The organism is Pseudomonas sp. H2_D02 (genome assembly GCF_054677635.1).
Genome location: NZ_CP162816.1, coordinates 271,594 through 286,783 on the forward strand (window position 1 = coordinate 271,594; position 15,190 = coordinate 286,783).

The 15,190-nt window shown below is 61.0% G+C and carries 16 protein-coding genes and 1 tRNA gene; 10 read left to right on the forward strand and 7 right to left on the reverse strand.

What is annotated here, in order from left to right:
• The first annotated feature begins 17 nt into the window (after positions 1 to 17).
• Together AB4N42_RS01200 and AB4N42_RS01205 are read left to right on the forward strand one after the other, a co-directional pair.
• Complete coding sequence (locus tag AB4N42_RS01200; RefSeq protein ID WP_198797372.1) at positions 18 to 1,334, forward strand: S41 family peptidase; 1,317 nt, start codon at positions 18 to 20, stop codon at positions 1,332 to 1,334.
• Position 1,335: 1 nt separating this feature from the next.
• The gene (locus tag AB4N42_RS01205) at positions 1,336 to 2,115 is read left to right on the forward strand and encodes a divergent polysaccharide deacetylase family protein (protein ID WP_460115753.1); all 780 of its coding nucleotides are present in this window, start codon (positions 1,336 to 1,338) and stop codon (positions 2,113 to 2,115) included.
• A gap of 258 nt (positions 2,116 to 2,373) precedes the next feature.
• Here AB4N42_RS01205 and AB4N42_RS01210 read toward each other — a convergent pair whose 3' ends face one another.
• From AB4N42_RS01210 to AB4N42_RS01240, 7 genes are all read right to left on the reverse strand, one after another.
• Complete coding sequence (locus AB4N42_RS01210; RefSeq protein ID WP_030141477.1) at positions 2,374 to 3,120, reverse strand: substrate-binding periplasmic protein; 747 nt, start codon at positions 3,118 to 3,120, stop codon at positions 2,374 to 2,376.
• A gap of 63 nt (positions 3,121 to 3,183) precedes the next feature.
• Positions 3,184 to 3,954: an imidazole glycerol phosphate synthase subunit HisF gene (gene hisF, locus AB4N42_RS01215; protein WP_003196830.1), complete on the reverse strand. Its 771-nt coding sequence runs from the start codon at positions 3,952 to 3,954 to the stop codon at positions 3,184 to 3,186.
• 91 nt (positions 3,955 to 4,045) lie between these two features.
• A complete protein-coding gene (hisA, locus tag AB4N42_RS01220; RefSeq protein ID WP_460115754.1) occupies positions 4,046 to 4,795 on the reverse strand; it encodes a 1-(5-phosphoribosyl)-5-[(5-phosphoribosylamino)methylideneamino]imidazole-4-carboxamide isomerase in 750 nt (249 codons plus the stop codon).
• Positions 4,796 to 4,894: 99 nt separating this feature from the next.
• Positions 4,895 to 5,149: a DUF2164 domain-containing protein gene (locus AB4N42_RS01225; protein WP_030141479.1), complete on the reverse strand. Its 255-nt coding sequence runs from the start codon at positions 5,147 to 5,149 to the stop codon at positions 4,895 to 4,897.
• Positions 5,149 to 5,787: an imidazole glycerol phosphate synthase subunit HisH gene (gene hisH, locus AB4N42_RS01230; RefSeq protein WP_030141480.1), complete on the reverse strand. Its 639-nt coding sequence runs from the start codon at positions 5,785 to 5,787 to the stop codon at positions 5,149 to 5,151. Before hisH ends, AB4N42_RS01225 begins: the two co-directional genes overlap by 1 nt.
• Complete coding sequence (gene hisB / locus AB4N42_RS01235; protein ID WP_003186751.1) at positions 5,787 to 6,380, reverse strand: imidazoleglycerol-phosphate dehydratase HisB; 594 nt, start codon at positions 6,378 to 6,380, stop codon at positions 5,787 to 5,789. Before hisB ends, hisH begins: the two co-directional genes overlap by 1 nt.
• A 290-nt stretch (positions 6,381 to 6,670) precedes the next feature.
• On the reverse strand, positions 6,671 to 8,332 hold the full coding sequence (locus AB4N42_RS01240; RefSeq protein ID WP_030141481.1) for an OFA family MFS transporter: 1,662 nt from the start codon (positions 8,330 to 8,332) through the stop codon (positions 6,671 to 6,673).
• A gap of 262 nt (positions 8,333 to 8,594) precedes the next feature.
• Between AB4N42_RS01240 and panM the strand changes: the two genes are divergently transcribed.
• The 8 genes from panM (at position 8,595) to AB4N42_RS01280 (ending at position 15,167) form a co-directional block, all read left to right on the forward strand.
• Positions 8,595 to 8,993, forward strand: a complete 399-nt coding sequence (panM, locus tag AB4N42_RS01245) for an aspartate 1-decarboxylase autocleavage activator PanM (RefSeq protein ID WP_460115755.1) — start codon at positions 8,595 to 8,597, stop codon at positions 8,991 to 8,993.
• Between the two features lie 248 nt (positions 8,994 to 9,241).
• On the forward strand, positions 9,242 to 11,467 hold the full coding sequence (locus tag AB4N42_RS01250; RefSeq protein ID WP_460115756.1) for an AsmA family protein: 2,226 nt from the start codon (positions 9,242 to 9,244) through the stop codon (positions 11,465 to 11,467).
• Positions 11,464 to 12,531, forward strand: a complete 1,068-nt coding sequence (gene mutY, locus AB4N42_RS01255; RefSeq protein WP_460115757.1) for an A/G-specific adenine glycosylase — start codon at positions 11,464 to 11,466, stop codon at positions 12,529 to 12,531. The genes AB4N42_RS01250 and mutY overlap by 4 nt, the downstream gene beginning before the upstream one ends.
• Positions 12,528 to 12,800 carry an oxidative damage protection protein gene (locus tag AB4N42_RS01260; protein WP_030141485.1) on the forward strand — a complete coding sequence of 91 codons (273 nt, stop codon included), beginning with the start codon at positions 12,528 to 12,530 and terminating at the stop codon, positions 12,798 to 12,800. Before mutY ends, AB4N42_RS01260 begins: the two co-directional genes overlap by 4 nt.
• 102 nt (positions 12,801 to 12,902) lie before the next feature.
• A tRNA-Phe gene (locus tag AB4N42_RS01265) sits at positions 12,903 to 12,978 on the forward strand.
• A gap of 117 nt (positions 12,979 to 13,095) precedes the next feature.
• Positions 13,096 to 13,425, forward strand: a complete 330-nt coding sequence (locus AB4N42_RS01270; RefSeq protein WP_460115758.1) for a DHCW motif cupin fold protein — start codon at positions 13,096 to 13,098, stop codon at positions 13,423 to 13,425.
• A gap of 61 nt (positions 13,426 to 13,486) precedes the next feature.
• Positions 13,487 to 13,894 (forward strand): hypothetical protein, encoded by a 408-nt coding sequence (locus AB4N42_RS01275; protein WP_030141487.1) that lies wholly within the window; start codon positions 13,487 to 13,489, stop codon positions 13,892 to 13,894.
• A 223-nt stretch (positions 13,895 to 14,117) separates the two neighbouring features.
• Positions 14,118 to 15,167 (forward strand): PDDEXK nuclease domain-containing protein, encoded by a 1,050-nt coding sequence (locus AB4N42_RS01280; protein WP_030141488.1) that lies wholly within the window; start codon positions 14,118 to 14,120, stop codon positions 15,165 to 15,167.
• Positions 15,168 to 15,190 lie beyond the last annotated feature (23 nt).

A 15,190-nucleotide genomic window follows, 5' to 3' on the forward strand; every position in this document is an offset into this window, starting at 1 on the left:
TCAGGAGTTCGTTCGACATGCTGCATTTGTCCCGCCTCACCTCGCTGGCCCTGACGATCGCCCTCGTGATCGGCGCGCCCCTGGCTTTCGCCGCCGAGCCGGCCCCGTCGGCACCCGCCGCCACGGCCGCGACTACCAAGGCACCGTTGCCGCTGGACGAACTGCGCACCTTTGCCGAGGTCATGGACCGGATCAAAGCCGCGTACGTCGAACCGGTGGACGACAAGATGCTGCTGGAAAACGCCATCAAGGGCATGCTCAGCAACCTTGACCCGCACTCCGCCTACCTGGGGCCGGACGACTTTGCCGAGCTGCAGGAAAGCACCAGCGGCGAATTCGGCGGCCTGGGTATAGAGGTCGGCAGCGAAGACGGCTTCGTCAAAGTCGTCTCGCCCATCGACGACACCCCTGCTTCCAAGGCCGGCATCCAGGCCGGTGACTTCATCGTCAAGATCAACGGCCAACCGACACGCGGCCAGAGCATGACCGAAGCCGTGGACAAGATGCGCGGCAAGATCGGCCAGAAGATCACCCTGACCCTGGTACGCGACGGTGGCACGCCGTTCGACGTGACGCTCACGCGGGCGGTCATCCAGGTCAAGAGCGTGAAGAGCCAACTGCTGGAATCAGGCTACGGCTACATCCGCATCACCCAATTCCAGGTCAAGACCGGCGAAGAAGTCGCCAAGGCCCTGGCGAAGCTGCGCAAGGACAACGGCAAGAAACTCAACGGCCTGGTCCTGGACCTGCGCAACAACCCCGGCGGCGTGCTGCAATCAGCGGTGGAAGTGGTGGACCACTTCATCACCAAGGGCTTGATCGTCTACACCAAGGGTCGCATCGCCAATTCCGAACTGCGCTTCTCGGCCACCGGCAACGACCTGAGCGAAGCCGTGCCGTTGGTGGTGCTGATCAATGGCGGCAGCGCCTCGGCTTCGGAAATCGTCGCCGGCGCCCTGCAGGATCAGAAACGCGGCGTGGTCATGGGCACCACCAGCTTCGGCAAGGGCTCGGTGCAGACCGTGTTGCCGCTGAACAACGACCGCGCCCTGAAGATCACCACCGCGCTGTACTTCACACCGAATGGCCGCTCCATCCAGGCCCAGGGCATCGTCCCAGACATCGAAGTGCGCAAGGCCAAGATCACCAGCGAGGCGGACAGCGAGTACTTCAAGGAAGCCGACCTGCAAGGTCACCTGGGCAATGGCAACGGCGGCGCCGACAAACCGACCGGTTCCGGTGCCAAAGCCAAGCCGATGCCGCAGGATGACGACTATCAGTTGGCCCAGGCCTTGAGCTTGCTCAAGGGGTTGAACATCACGTCCGGCCGCTGAGATGGGCCTGCGCTTTACCTTCGTTCTGCTGTGCCTGCTGGCGGGGGTCGTTAACGCGGCCCCTGCCACACCTTCCTCGCCGCACAAGGCTTACCTGAGCCTGATCATCGACGACCTGGGGCAAAACCTGCCTCGGGATCGCCAGGTCCTGGCCCTCCCCGGCCCGGTCACCGCCGCGATCATGCCTGACACGCCCCACGCCGCCGAATTCGCCCGCGAGGCCCATCGCGCCGGCAAGCTGGTCATGCTGCATATGCCCATGGACCCGGCCACCGGGCCGTTCGCCTGGCATCCGGATTTGCCCATCGAAGAACTGGGCAAGCGCCTCGACGCCGCGTTTGCCGCCGTACCCTACACCTCCGGCATCAACAACCACATGGGCAGCCGCATGACCGCCCAGCCCCAAGCCATGGCGTGGTTGATGGCGAATCTGCAGCAGCGGCACAAGTTTTTCGTCGACAGCCGCACCAGCGCCCAGACCGTCGCTGCCGCCGAAGCGCAGAAGATCGGCCTGGCCAGCGTGTCGCGGGATGTGTTCCTGGATGACGAGCGCACCGAAGCCGCCATCGCCCATCAGCTCCAGACCGCCATCGACCTGGCCCGCCGGCAAGGCTCGGCCGTGATGATCGGCCACCCCTACCCGCAGACCCTGGCCGTGCTCGAACGCGAACTGCCCAAGCTCAAGGCCCAGGGCATCGAATGGATCGACATCAAGTCGATGATCAGCCTGCGCAGCAACCGGGCGATGGTTGGGCATGGGAAAGATGGGGTTTATCGGTAGCGACGAGCGCGTTGCCTTCATCGCGAGCAGGCTCGCTCCCACATCGAATCTGTGGCGGCCACCGCATCTGTGAATACCCTGGCAACTTTGTGGGAGCGAGCTTGCTCGCGAAGGGGCCAGCACATTCAACATTCATGCAAGCTGATCCACCGCTTTCGCGAGCAAGCTCGCTCCCACAGGGGACCTGAGGTGGGCACCGCATCGGTGAACACCCTGGCAACCTTGCTCGCCATGGCGACCGCACGGCGAGTGCAACCCTTAGAGATACCGCGCCATGATCGCGTCCACCGCGCCTTCCTTGCGCAATTCATCCAAGGCCTTTTGCAACCGGGCAACCACGTCGTCAGGCACGTCCTTGTTCAAGGCCAGGTACAGCTCGGCACTGTTGAAGCGCAGCACGGTCCTGAGATCGCTGACGCCTTCCTGGCGCGCCAGGTAACGTCCAGCGGGGTCGCCGGTGGCCCATAGGTCGATCTGGCCGTTGACCAGTTTCCTGGCGTTATCCTGATCCCGTAATACGACAATCGGCTTGAGCCCTTGCTTGGCCAACGTCTCGGCAATCGCGTCGCCCTTGTAGGCACCAATCCGGTATTGGCGCGCCTGCTCCAGCGAGCCGAGGGCAATCTTGCTATCAGCCTTGGCGAGCATCACCCAGTCGTCTGGCCCGATGGGACCGACCCATTTGAAGAGTTTTTCACGCTCCGGCAGCCGCGCCATCACGAACACACCGTAACCCGGTTTTTCCAACGCGAGTTTGTAGATTCGCTCCCAGGGAAAACGCAGTGTCAGGCTGTAGGTAATGTCGGCGCGCTTGAAAATCTCTCGGACGATGTCCACGGCAATGCCATGGATGTTTTCGTCCTGGGCGAAGTTCTTGCCGTTCTTGGCCATGTTGTACGGGGGGAAGTTTTCCGTCAGCAACACCAGCGATGTTTCAGCGGCGCGGACAGTGCCGGCGAGCAGCAACGTGGCACCGGCAAAGGCAAGAACGAGGCGTTTGAGCATGTCGGGCTACCGCAATCCATGGTGTGCCCAAGAGTGCCTTGGGCCCGCCATGGTGTCCAGCGGTCAGCGAATGCAGATACCACGATGCGCCATGTAGGCCTTGGCTTCCGGCACGGTGTACTCGCCGAAGTGAAAGATGCTCGCCGCCAGCACTGCACTGGCATGCCCTTCGAGAATACCGTCGGCCAAGTGCTGCAGGTTGCCGACGCCGCCGGAAGCGATCACCGGGATGCCCAAGGCATCGCTGATCGCGCGCGTGACGCCGAGGTCGAAGCCGTTTTTCATGCCGTCCTGATCCATGCTGGTCAGCAGGATTTCACCGGCACCCAGGCCTTCCATCTTCTTTGCCCACTCGACAGCGTCCAGGCCCGTAGGTTTGCGCCCACCGTGGGTAAAGATTTCCCAGCGTGGGGTTTCGCCCGGGCCGGAGACTTTCTTCGCATCGATGGCCACGACGATGCACTGCGAGCCGAAATGCTGGGCCGCTTCACCGACGAACTCCGGGTTGAACACCGCCGCAGTGTTGATCGATACCTTGTCCGCGCCGGCATTGAGCAGGTTGCGGATGTCCTGCACGGTGCGCACTCCGCCGCCCACGGTCAGCGGGATGAACACCTGGCTGGCCATGCGCTCGACGGTATGCAGCGTGGTATCGCGGCCATCGACGCTGGCCGTGATATCCAGGAAGGTAATCTCGTCGGCACCCTGCTCGTCGTAGCGACGGGCGATTTCCACCGGGTCGCCGGCGTCACGGATGTTCTCGAACTTGACGCCCTTGACCACCCGGCCGTTGTCCACGTCCAGGCAAGGGATGATGCGTTTGGCCAGCGCCATGGGCTTAATCTCCGATTAAGAGTTGCAAGCTTTAAGCTATAAGCTGCAAGTCAAGCAGATCGCGATCGTGCTTTAACTTGCAGCTTGTGGCTTACAGCTTGGAGCTGTTCGCGTACGAATCGCAGAAGGCCTGGGCCTCGGCGACGTCCAGGGTGCCTTCGTAGATCGCGCGGCCGGTGATTGCGCCGATGATGCCCGGCGCCTTGGCGTCGAGCAGTGCCTTGATGTCGCCCAGGTTGTGGATGCCACCGGAGGCGATCACCGGAATCTTCGTCGCTGCAGCGAGCGCGGCGGTGAACGGCACGTTGCAGCCCTGCATCATGCCGTCCTTCGCGATGTCGGTGTAGACGATGGCAGACACGCCGTCGGCTTCGAAACGCTTGGCCAGATCAATCACCTGCACGGTGCTGACTTCAGCCCAGCCGTCGGTGGCGACGAAACCATCCTTGGCGTCGAGGCCAACGATGACCTTGCCCGGGAAGGCGCGACAGGCTTCGGCAACGAAAGCCGGGTCTTTCACAGCCTTGGTGCCGATGATCACGTAGCTCACGCCAGCCTTGACGTAGTGCTCGATGGTTTCCAGCGAGCGAATGCCGCCCCCGATCTGGATCGGCAGGTTCGGGTAGCGCTTGGCGATGGCCGTGACCACTTCGCCATTGACCGGCTGCCCTTCGAAGGCGCCGTTGAGGTCGACCAGATGCAGACGACGGCAGCCGCCCTCCACCCACTTGGCGGCCATGCTCACCGGGTCATCGGAAAACACCGTGGAGTCTTCCATGCGGCCCTGACGCAGACGGACGCAAGCGCCGTCCTTGAGATCGATAGCGGGGATAATTAGCATGCTTTTCCTTCGTCAAAGAGCTGCAAGCTGCAAGCCATAAGCTGCGAGCAGGCACGCGTTCCAATACTTGCAGCTTCAAGCTTGAAGCTTGCCGCTGCTCTAATTCTTCTCAAGCGCCCACAAGTCGCTTTCAATGCTTTCGAACCTTTCTTTAAGGTGCGCCTGCACATCGAAAATCGCCCTGTTGTAATAGTGCGGAGCAATTTCGCGGGTAAACAGATCAAGAATTTCCGCCGCTTCGAACGAACCCAGGTCCAGTTCGAAACGTTCCTCCATGAACCGCTGGATCTTGCGGTTCGCTTCACTTTCCTGTTCAGGCGTGAGGGTGAGGATCGGCGGTTTCTTGCGGGCCATTACCAGCGACCGTCCCACGCCGCGAAGTTCTGCAGCAATTGCAGGCCATGGGTATGGCTCTTCTCCGGGTGAAACTGCACGGCGAAGCGCGAACCATCGGCCAGGGCCGCGGCGAAATCGACGCCATAGTGACCGCTGCCCACCACCTGCCGCGCATTGCCGGCGGCGATGTAGTAGCTGTGCACGAAGTAGAAGCGCGCCAGGTCCGGGATGTTGTGCCACAGCGGATGATCGACCGTCTGTTTCACTTCGTTCCAGCCCATGTGCGGGACCTTCAAATGTTCGCCGTCTTCATGCAGGCCCTTGCCAAAGAACTTCACCTGGCCGGGAAACATCGAGATGCAATCGACACCGTCGTTTTCTTCGCTGCGCTCGAGCAAGGCTTGCATGCCCACGCAGATGCCGAGGAACGGTCGGTCCTGGCTGACTTCGTGCACCAGCTTGTCGAAGCCCAGGCGACGAATCTCGGCCATGCAATCACGAATCGCACCGACGCCGGGGAACACCACCCGGTCGGCTTCGCGAATCACCTCGGCATCGCTGGTGATCAGCACCTTGCCGGCGCCCACATGCTCGAGGGCCTTGGCCACCGAGTGCAGGTTGCCCATGCCGTAATCGATAACCGCAACCGTCTGCATTACAGCACGCCCTTGGTGGAAGGCATCTGGCCGGCCATGCGATCATCGAGCTCGACGGCCATGCGCAGCGCGCGGCCGAAAGCCTTGAACACGGTTTCGATCTGGTGGTGGGTGTTGTGCCCGCGCAGGTTGTCGATGTGCAGGGTCACGTTGGCGTGGTTGACGAAGCCCTGGAAGAATTCCTGGAACAGGTCGACATCGAAGCCGCCGACGGTAGCGCGGGTGTACGGCACGTGCATCTGCAGGCCAGGGCGGCCGGAGAAATCGATGACCACGCGCGACAGCGCTTCATCGAGCGGCACGTAGGCATGGCCGTAGCGACGGATACCCTTCTTGTCGCCGATGGCTTTGGTAAAGGCCTGGCCCAGGGTGATCCCGACATCTTCCACCGTGTGGTGGTCGTCGATATGCAGGTCGCCCTTGCTGACGATATCCAGGTCGATCAGCCCGTGACGGGCGATCTGGTCCAGCATGTGCTCAAGAAAAGGCACGCCGATATCAAACCGGGCCTTTCCGGTGCCATCCAGGTTGATCGAGGCTTTGATCTGGGTTTCCAGAGTGTCGCGCTCGACAGACGCCTTACGTTCGGCCATCACCAGCTCCGCAAAATCATTGGGCGAAAAAGGCAGCCATTATAGGGGCGTGAGCGGCAAACAGAAACAAAAGAGGTGACATCACTGACGGGCTGAAGCCCGCGTGGTCGGGGATAGACATGTGCATACAAGCCTTTGCCCTCACCCAAAACGACTGTGGGAGCGAGCTTGCTCGCGATAGCGGTGGGTCAGCAGACAATGATGTCGACTGACACGCCCCCATCGCGAGCAAGCTCGCTCCCACAAGGCTGGCCCCTCTCCAATGGATTCGGGCCTATTCACATTGTCGCTTAGTGGAACAACACCGCCGTCTTCTGCAGGGTCACCCACACGCCCCACGCCAACGGAATGCCCACCACCAGCCAGGCGGCGATCGCCAGGGGCTTGGTGCCCGGCGCGGCTTTCCATTCCAGCGAAGTGGTGCTGTCGGCGCCCTTGTCATGGCCCAGCGCCTGTTCGGCGGCCAGTTCGGCGTCGGTCATGAAGTACTTGTCGGCGACCGGACGAACCATCAGGTTGCACAGGAAGCCCAGCACCAGCAGGCCGGCGAGGATGTACAAGGTGATGTCATAGGCCGCGGCGCGTTCAACGCCGATGCTCAGCTGATATTCACGCAGGTAGTTCACCAGCACCGGACCCAGCACGCCTGCTGCCGCCCAGGCCGTCAGCAGACGACCGTGGATCGCGCCAACCATTTGCGTACCGAACAGGTCCGCCAGGTAGGCCGGCACGGTGGCAAAGCCGCCGCCGTACATCGACAGGATGATGCAGAACGCCGCCACGAACAGCGCGACACTGCCCAGGTGACCCAGGTTCGGGATCAGCGCGTACAGGGCAACACCCAGGGCGAAGAACACGAAGTAGGTATTTTTACGGCCCAGGTAGTCCGAGAAGGACGCCCAGAAGAACCGGCCACCGATGTTGAACAAGCTCAGCAGCCCGGTGAAACCGGCCGCAATGGCGGCGATCTGGCCCAGTTGCGCAGCGTCCAGCTGACCGAACGGCAGGTCATTGCCGAGCAATTTGCCACCGAACACTTCCTGCAACAGTGGCGAAGCCATGCCGAGGATGCCGATACCGGCGGATACGTTCAGGCACAGCACCAGCCATACCAGGCGGAATTGCGGGGTTTTCCAAGCAACGTTCACGTGAACGTGGCGATGGGTGATCATCGCGTTCGCGGCTTTCTTCGGTGCCGGGGTCCAGCCTTCAGGCTTCCAGCCGGTTGGCGGGACGCGGTACGACAGGGCGCCACCGATCATGAACACGAAGTAGATCGCAGCCATGACCAGGAAGCTTTGCCATACACCGACCTCGGTCGGCGAAGCGAAATGGCTCATCAACGCGGCAGCCAGTGGAGCACCGACCATCGCGCCGCCACCGAAGCCCATGATTGCCATGCCGGTCGCCATGCCGCGCTTGTCCGGGAACCACTTGATCAGCGTGGACACTGGCGAGATATAGCCCAGGCCCAGGCCGATACCACCGATCACACCGGAGCCGACCCACATCAGCCAGATCTGGTGGGTATAGATGCCCAGCGCGGAAATCAGCAGGCCACCGCACCAGCACAAGGCCGAGACAACGCCAGCCTTGCGCGGACCGGCGTGTTCCAGCCAGCCGCCCCAGATGGCTGCCGAGCAACCCAGGAAGATGAAGAACAGGGTGTAGATCCAGCCGAGCATCGAGATCGGCCAGTCACATTGGGACGAAAAGACTTGCGAGATGAAGCTCATGTCCGGCGCGCAGGCCACAGGCTTGGTGATGCCCAAGGCTTTGGACAGCGGCAACCAGAACACCGAGAAGCCATAGGCCATGCCGATGCAGAGGTGAATGGCCAGCGCGGCCGGTGGAACCAGCCAGCGGTTGAAGCCGGGCTTGGCGATAATGCGTTCCTTGGAGAGGAACGCAGGCTGGTCGGCGACGCCGCCGGCCGTAATGCTTGTGCTCATTGTGTATCCCCCAGTTATTAGAATGGTTCGCCAGCCACACCTCACCCTCAGCCTTCATTGCACGCAGGCATGACTGTATTTTGCAGTGAAGCTCCATTTTAGTGCGACATCACGTCGCAGAAGGACGGACGAACTGACAAAGGTTACCATTTGCTCGTGACAGAAAAACCAAAGTGCTATCACCTTTTTCCTGTCATTCGTCTTATCGCGCCTCTGTCCGCTTTCTGTAGGGCGCCATGCGTTTATTTTTTCAGGAATTTCCATGCCCATCGTTGTCGAGCACCTGGAACAAGCCACTCATCAGGATCAGCAGGACCTGCAGAAAATCTATCGGGACGCACCCGCCTGGCTGTTCGAGCCGTTCAGCGACGCCACGCAACTGATCGGAGAATGCCTGGCGGAAGGCTCGTTGATCGCGGCACGCTTCAATGATCGCCTGCTCGGGGCCGCACGGCTGCAACGGCACCAGAACGCCTGGCGCTTGTCCCACCTATGCGTACGAAATATCACGCGCCGCCGTGGCGTGGCTGAACGGCTGGTGAGCGAAGCCCGGAGGATGGCCCAGCAAGATAATGCCGAGCTTCGACTTCAGGCGCCGGCCGGGCATCTGGAAGCCCAGGCATTGGCGGCGAAATTGAAATTGCCGCTGGATGTCGACTAGCGCCCGTGGCGAGGGAGCTTGCTCCCGCTGGGAGCGTAGCGCCTCAAAAACTGAATCCACGGTGCGCCAGGCATACCGCTTCGCCTGGTTTGGGGCCACTTCGCAGCCCAGCGGGAGCAAGCTCCCTCGCCACGGGGCCGCATCTGGCCGGTTGACGGCAGATCGAAAAATCGATCACCCAACGCTCCACCAACCCGGGACGTTATACTCCCAGGCAAAATTTGAACTCAACCTACAAGGATTCGCCCATGAAAGCGTTCGGCAAAATCCTGGGTCTGGTACTTCTCGGGCTGTTGCTGATCATTGTGGCCCTGGGCTTTGCCCTGACCCACCTCTTCGATCCCAACGACTACAAGGAAGAAATTCGCCAGATAGCCCGCGACAAAGCCCACATCGAGCTGACGCTCAATGGGGATATTGGCTGGAGTCTGTTCCCATGGCTGGGCCTGGAACTGCACGAAGCCAGCGTCGCCACCCTGGCCAATCCGACGCAGCCTTTCGCCGACTTGCAGATGCTCGGCCTGTCGGTGCGGGTCATGCCGTTGCTGCGCCGCGAAGTGCAGATGAGCGATGTCCGGGTCGAAGGCCTGAACCTGCGCCTCAACCGTGACAAGAATGGCCACGGTAACTGGCAGGACATCGGCAAGGCGCCCGCGTCCGCGCCAACCAAGGACGCGCCGACGCCGATCGAGCAGCCCGCCCCACCGGCCAACGCACCTGCAGAAAAACCCGCGCAGCCAACGCGCCTGGACATCGACAGCCTGACCGTCAACAACGCCCGGGTCGAGTACACCGACGAACAGACGGGTAAACAGTTCACTGCCGAAAGTATCCAGTTGAGCACTGGCCCGGTCCATGACTCGACCAACATCCCGGTCACCCTCACGGCGTTCCTGTCGAGCAACCAGCCCGCCGTGCGCGTGCGCACCGAAATGACCGGCGAACTGCGCTTCGAACGCGCCGTGCAGCGCTATCGATTCGAAGACCTGAAGTTGTCCGGCGAAGCCACCGGCGATCCGCTGCAGGGCAAGACAGTCAGTTTCGCAGCCCAAGGCCAGTTGTCCCTGGACAGGGCGGCAAACGTTGCGGAATGGACCGGCATCAAGCTTTCCCTCAACCAGTTGCGCGCCTTGGGCGAGCTGAAAGTCAATGATCTCGACAAGACGCCGCAACTGAACGGCGGTATTTCGATCGCCCAGTTCGACCTCGCAAGTTTCGTCGACAGTGTCGGCCAGAAACTCCCGGCCATGGCGGAAGGCAGCCTGACCAAGGTCGAACTGGCGAGCCGCGTTGCAGCCACGCCAACCAGCGTCGAATTCAACGACATCAATCTCAAACTGGATGAAAGCAACTTCAGCGGCCGTATCGCCGTGGAGGATTTCGCCAAGCAGTCGCTTCGCGCGCAGCTCAAGGCCGACACCTTCAATGTCGATCGCTACTTGCCACCCAAGTCCGCCGAAGCCGACAGCGCCAAGGCAGCCCGTGAAGCGGAAGTCAGCAACACCGAGGCCAGCGCCATGGCCGGTGCTGGCAGCACCCCGCTGCCCAGCGCCCCGACCCAGGGCGCCTGGAGCAATGACCGGCTGTTCCCGGTGGAGCGCCTGAGCAAGCTGGATATCGATGCCGACCTGACCTTCGGCCAGCTGACCCTCGACAAGCTGCCGATCCAGAATGCCGCCCTCAAGGCCTCTGGCCAAGGCGGTCTGCTGACCCTGGAGAATCTGCGGGGCGACCTGTACAGCGGCAACTTCGAGGCCAAGGGCACGTTGGACGTCCGCCAGCCCACGCCACAGCTGGGCCTGCAAACCAAGATCAACCGGGTGCCGGCTGAAAAGATCATCGAAAGCCAGGGCAAGAATCCACCCGTCAAGGGACTGGTCACGCTCAACAGCGCAATAACCGCCAATGGCAACAGTCAGAAGGCCCTGATCGACAGCCTCAACGGCAACGCCGGATTCGTCATCAACGACGGCGTGCTGCTCAACGCCAACCTTGAGCAGCAATTGTGCAAAGGCATCGCCACGCTGAACCGCAAGACGCTCAGCGGCGAACCGCGAGGCAAGGACACGCCGTTCCGGCAGCTCAACGGTAACCTCACGTTCAACAACGGCGTTGCCCGCAACCCGGACCTGAAAGTGCGCATCCCCGGCATGACCGTCAACGGCAATGGCGATATCGACCTGCGCGTGCTGGGCATGGACTACCGCGTCGGGGTCATCGTCGAAGGCGACAAGAGCGACATGCCCGACCCGGCCTGCCAGGTCAACGAACGCTACGTCGACGTCGAATGGCCGTTGCGCTGCCGTGGCCCACTGGAGCTGGGTGCGAAAGCGTGCCGCCTGGATAACGACGGGCTGGGCAAGGTCGCGGCGAAACTGGCCGGCGATCGTCTCGGCGACAAGATCGATGAGAAGCTGGGCGACAAGGTCAGTCCCGAGCTGAAAGACGCGCTCAAGGGGCTGTTCAAGCGATGACATCCGAGCAGTTTTCCACCGCCGTACTGGATTGGTTCGACCGTCACGGACGCCATGACCTGCCTTGGCAACAAGGCATCACCCCCTATCGGGTGTGGGTTTCGGAGATCATGTTGCAGCAGACCCAGGTCGGCACCGTGCTCGGTTATTTCGATCGCTTCATGGCCGCACTGCCCACCGTCGAGGCCCTCGCCGCCGCGCCGGAGGATGAAGTGCTGCACCTGTGGACTGGGCTCGGTTACTACACGCGCGCGCGCAACCTGCAGAAATCCGCGAAAATCGTTGTCGAGCAATACGGTGGCGAATTCCCCCGGGACGTGGAAAAACTCACCGAACTGCCGGGAATCGGCCTGTCCACCGCAGGCGCTATCGCCAGCATCAGCATGGGCCTGCGGGCGCCGATCCTCGATGGCAACGTCAAGCGGGTGCTAGCGCGCTTCACCGCCCAGGAAGGCTACCCGGGCGAGCCCAAGGTGGCGAAACAGCTATGGGCGACTGCCGAGCGCTTCACCCCACAGGATCGCGTCAACGCCTACACCCAGGCGATGATGGACCTGGGCGCCACACTCTGCACCCGCAGCAAGCCCAGTTGCCTGCTCTGCCCGCTGAAACAGGGCTGTGAAGCACACATGCTGGGCCTGGAAACCCGTTATCCGATTCCCAAGCCGCGCAAGGAAGTGCCGAAGAAGCGCACCTTGATGCCCATGCTGGCTAACCGCGAGGGCGCCATCTTGCTTTATCGCCGTCCTTCCACCGGTTTGTGGGGTGGATTGTGGAGCCTGCCGGAGCTCGACGACCTGGATGATCTGCAACATCTGGCCTCGCAACATGCCTTGGAGCTGGGCCAGCAACAGGCAATGCCGAGCCTGGTACACACTTTCAGCCATTTCCAGCTGGCCATCGAACCCTGGCTGGTCCGGGTCCGGGAAACCGGCCATCACGTGGCCGAGGCCGACTGGCTCTGGTATAACCTCGCCACCCCGCCGCGCCTGGGCCTCGCTGCCCCGGTCAAGACGTTGCTTGAACGCGCGGCCGCCGTATTGAACGCAGGAGAGTTGCAATGACCCGCACCATCATGTGCCGCAAGTACAAAGAACAACTGGAAGGCCTGGAGCGCGCACCATTCCCCGGCGCCAAGGGCCAGGACATCTACGACAACGTTTCGGCCAAGGCCTGGGGCGACTGGCAGAAACACCAGACACTGCTGATCAACGAAAAACGCCTGAACATGATGAATGCCGAAGACCGCAAGTACCTTCAAGGCGAGATGGAAAAGTTCTTTTCCGGCGAAGAATACGCCAAGGCGGAAGGCTACGTGCCGCCGTCCGAATAAGCCGTCCAGCGCGGGGGCGAATCGTAAGCGACGGTAATAATTAAATATTTTTTGATAACTCGCTTGACGCCCCCCTGAAAAACCCGTTTAATGCGCCCCGTTGCCCAGATAGCTCAGTCGGTAGAGCAGGGGATTGAAAATCCCCGTGTCGGCGGTTCGATTCCGTCTCTGGGCACCAAATACCGAAAACCCCGATCAAGAAATTGATCGGGGTTTTTTATTGCCTGGGATTTTCTTCCTGTGGCCGGGCGACTCAGCTACATTCGTCCGCTCCCCTCCTCGCAAGCGAGTCGCCATGGATATCACCGGCATCCTCTTCGGCACCACCGATTGGTCAACGATCGAGCCCACCGAACATAAAGGCATCACCGGGACCGCCTATTGGCGCACGCAGCAATTCGGGAACATCCGGGTGCGGATGGTGGAGTACACGGCGGGTTACCTGGCCGATCATTGGTGCACCAAGGGTCACATCCTGTTTTGCCTCAAGGGTGAGTTGAACACCGAGCTCGAAGATGGCCGGCAATTTCTGCTCAAGACAGGCATGAGCTACCAAGTGGCCGACCAGGCCGAGCCCCATCGCTCCTCGACCTCACCTGGGGCCACGCTCTTCATAGTCGATTGAGATTCGAAGCGTTCGCCATGAGGCTGTAGGATAAGCAGCCTTATTCATCAGGAATCCGACCATGTCATCGGCGAACAAGCAGCAGAAACGCAACCAGCGCGCCAAGGCGAAAGCCAAGAAGAACCGCATTCAGCGAGCTGCTGCGCCGAACGATTTCCTGGACCCGAACGATGAACGCATCGATCTGGAAACCGTGGACTTGTCAGATTTGTTCCGAATCATGAGCGCCGCCGAAAAGGTCAGTCAGCAGGCGATGTGCGAAGCATTCCTGGCGCACCCACTGCTGGCGCTCGTGCTGGAACAGGAAGGTGAGGAAGAAGCGACCGACTTCATCATTACCGCATTGATCGAATACCGTCGCCTGACCACCGGAGTCGACGAACAGGCCGCGCTGGATTGGGTGGAAAGCAAGCCATTCCAGGCCGATTACGTGGCTGCGTCCCAGGCGCTTACTCTAGGCCAGGACTGATCATCACGCCGCCAGCGCTTTCGCAATGAAAGCGTTGGCGGTGGATGACAATCTCTAAGGATCTTTTCCCACACGCCGGGTTAACCGATCTCAGGTCGCGTCAAAACCGTCCTGCACGAATCCGCGTCTTTTCCACCTAAGCAATCAGCCTCGTCTGGCATCATCGAAACTTGCTTTGAAGCATCCTTCTGGTCCGCCCCCCTCTCAATGGCTGGACACCTCGATGACCTCGTCACTGCCCCAGGAAGACCCGCAGCTCGCCCCCTTGATCAACGAACTCGGCGAGCTGATTCGCCAGGCACGCCAGAAAGTCCTGCGAGCCGTGGATACCCTCCAGGTCCAGACCTGCTGGCAGATCGGCCGGCACATCATCGAATTCGAGCAAGGAGGAGCCGAACGAGCGGTCTACGGAGCAAAGTTGCTGCCGTCTTTGGCGAAGGTGCTGACGGCGCGGTTTGGGAAAGGGTTTGATGAACGCAACCTGCGCCACATGCGGGACTTTTATCAAAAGTTTCCAATTTGGAACGCAGTGCGTACCGAATTGAGCTGGACTCATTACCGGACGCTTCTACGCATAGAACGCGACAGCACCCGCCATTGGTACATGAACGAAACCGCCACCCAAAACTGGTCCACCCGCGCCCTGGAACGCCAGATTGGCACCTTCTATTACGAGCGCCTCCTGGCAAGCCGCGACCGACGTGCGGTGGAGCAGGAAGCAATCACCAATATAGGGAAACTGGATTTTGGCCCCAGGGACATCGTCAGGGATCCGGTGGTCCTGGAATTCCTCGGCCTGCCCAACGCCGGCATGCTTCAGGAAACCGATCTGGAACAAGCCTTGATCGATCAACTCCAGGGCTTCCTTCTGGAGCTTGGCAAAGGTTTCGCCTTCGTTGCCCGTCAACAGCGCATCAGTACCGAAAGCAAGGATTTCTATCTCGACCTGGTTTTCTACAACTACGTGCTCAAGTGCTTTGTCATCGTCGACCTCAAGCGCGGCGAACTCACCCACCAGGACATTGGCCAGATGGACATGTATGTCCGGCTTTACGATGACCTCAGGCGCGGCCCCGACGACAAACCCACCGTCGGCATCATTCTTTGCGCTCAGAAGGATGAGTCGGTGGTGCGCTATTCCGTGCTGCAGGGAAACGAGCAACTGTTTGCCAGCCAGTACCAAACAGTGCTCCCCACCGAAGAAGAACTACGCCAGGCGCTGGATCGCGAACGGGTGCGATTGGTGCAAGGACCATCGGATGCGGCGACCTGAAAAATCAGAACGGTGCTGATGAC

Coding starts and splice junctions, on each gene's coding strand:
- hisH (WP_030141480.1), bottom strand. CDS start 5,787: ATGCAGACGGTTGCGGTTATCGATTACGGCATGGGCAACCTGCACTCG.
- AB4N42_RS01205 (WP_460115753.1), top strand. CDS start 1,336: ATGGGCCTGCGCTTTACCTTCGTTCTGCTGTGCCTGCTGGCGGGGGTC.
- AB4N42_RS01275 (WP_030141487.1), top strand. CDS start 13,487: ATGTCATCGGCGAACAAGCAGCAGAAACGCAACCAGCGCGCCAAGGCG.
- hisF (WP_003196830.1), bottom strand. CDS start 3,954: ATGGCGCTGGCCAAACGCATCATCCCTTGCCTGGACGTGGACAACGGC.
- hisA (WP_460115754.1), bottom strand. CDS start 4,795: ATGCTAATTATCCCCGCTATCGATCTCAAGGACGGCGCTTGCGTCCGT.
- AB4N42_RS01225 (WP_030141479.1), bottom strand. CDS start 5,149: ATGGCCCGCAAGAAACCGCCGATCCTCACCCTCACGCCTGAACAGGAA.
- AB4N42_RS01270 (WP_460115758.1), top strand. CDS start 13,096: ATGGATATCACCGGCATCCTCTTCGGCACCACCGATTGGTCAACGATC.
- mutY (WP_460115757.1), top strand. CDS start 11,464: ATGACATCCGAGCAGTTTTCCACCGCCGTACTGGATTGGTTCGACCGT.
- AB4N42_RS01280 (WP_030141488.1), top strand. CDS start 14,118: ATGACCTCGTCACTGCCCCAGGAAGACCCGCAGCTCGCCCCCTTGATC.
- AB4N42_RS01260 (WP_030141485.1), top strand. CDS start 12,528: ATGACCCGCACCATCATGTGCCGCAAGTACAAAGAACAACTGGAAGGC.
- AB4N42_RS01200 (WP_198797372.1), top strand. CDS start 18: ATGCTGCATTTGTCCCGCCTCACCTCGCTGGCCCTGACGATCGCCCTC.
- panM (WP_460115755.1), top strand. CDS start 8,595: ATGCCCATCGTTGTCGAGCACCTGGAACAAGCCACTCATCAGGATCAG.
- hisB (WP_003186751.1), bottom strand. CDS start 6,380: ATGGCCGAACGTAAGGCGTCTGTCGAGCGCGACACTCTGGAAACCCAG.
- AB4N42_RS01250 (WP_460115756.1), top strand. CDS start 9,242: ATGAAAGCGTTCGGCAAAATCCTGGGTCTGGTACTTCTCGGGCTGTTG.
- AB4N42_RS01210 (WP_030141477.1), bottom strand. CDS start 3,120: ATGCTCAAACGCCTCGTTCTTGCCTTTGCCGGTGCCACGTTGCTGCTC.
- AB4N42_RS01240 (WP_030141481.1), bottom strand. CDS start 8,332: ATGAGCACAAGCATTACGGCCGGCGGCGTCGCCGACCAGCCTGCGTTC.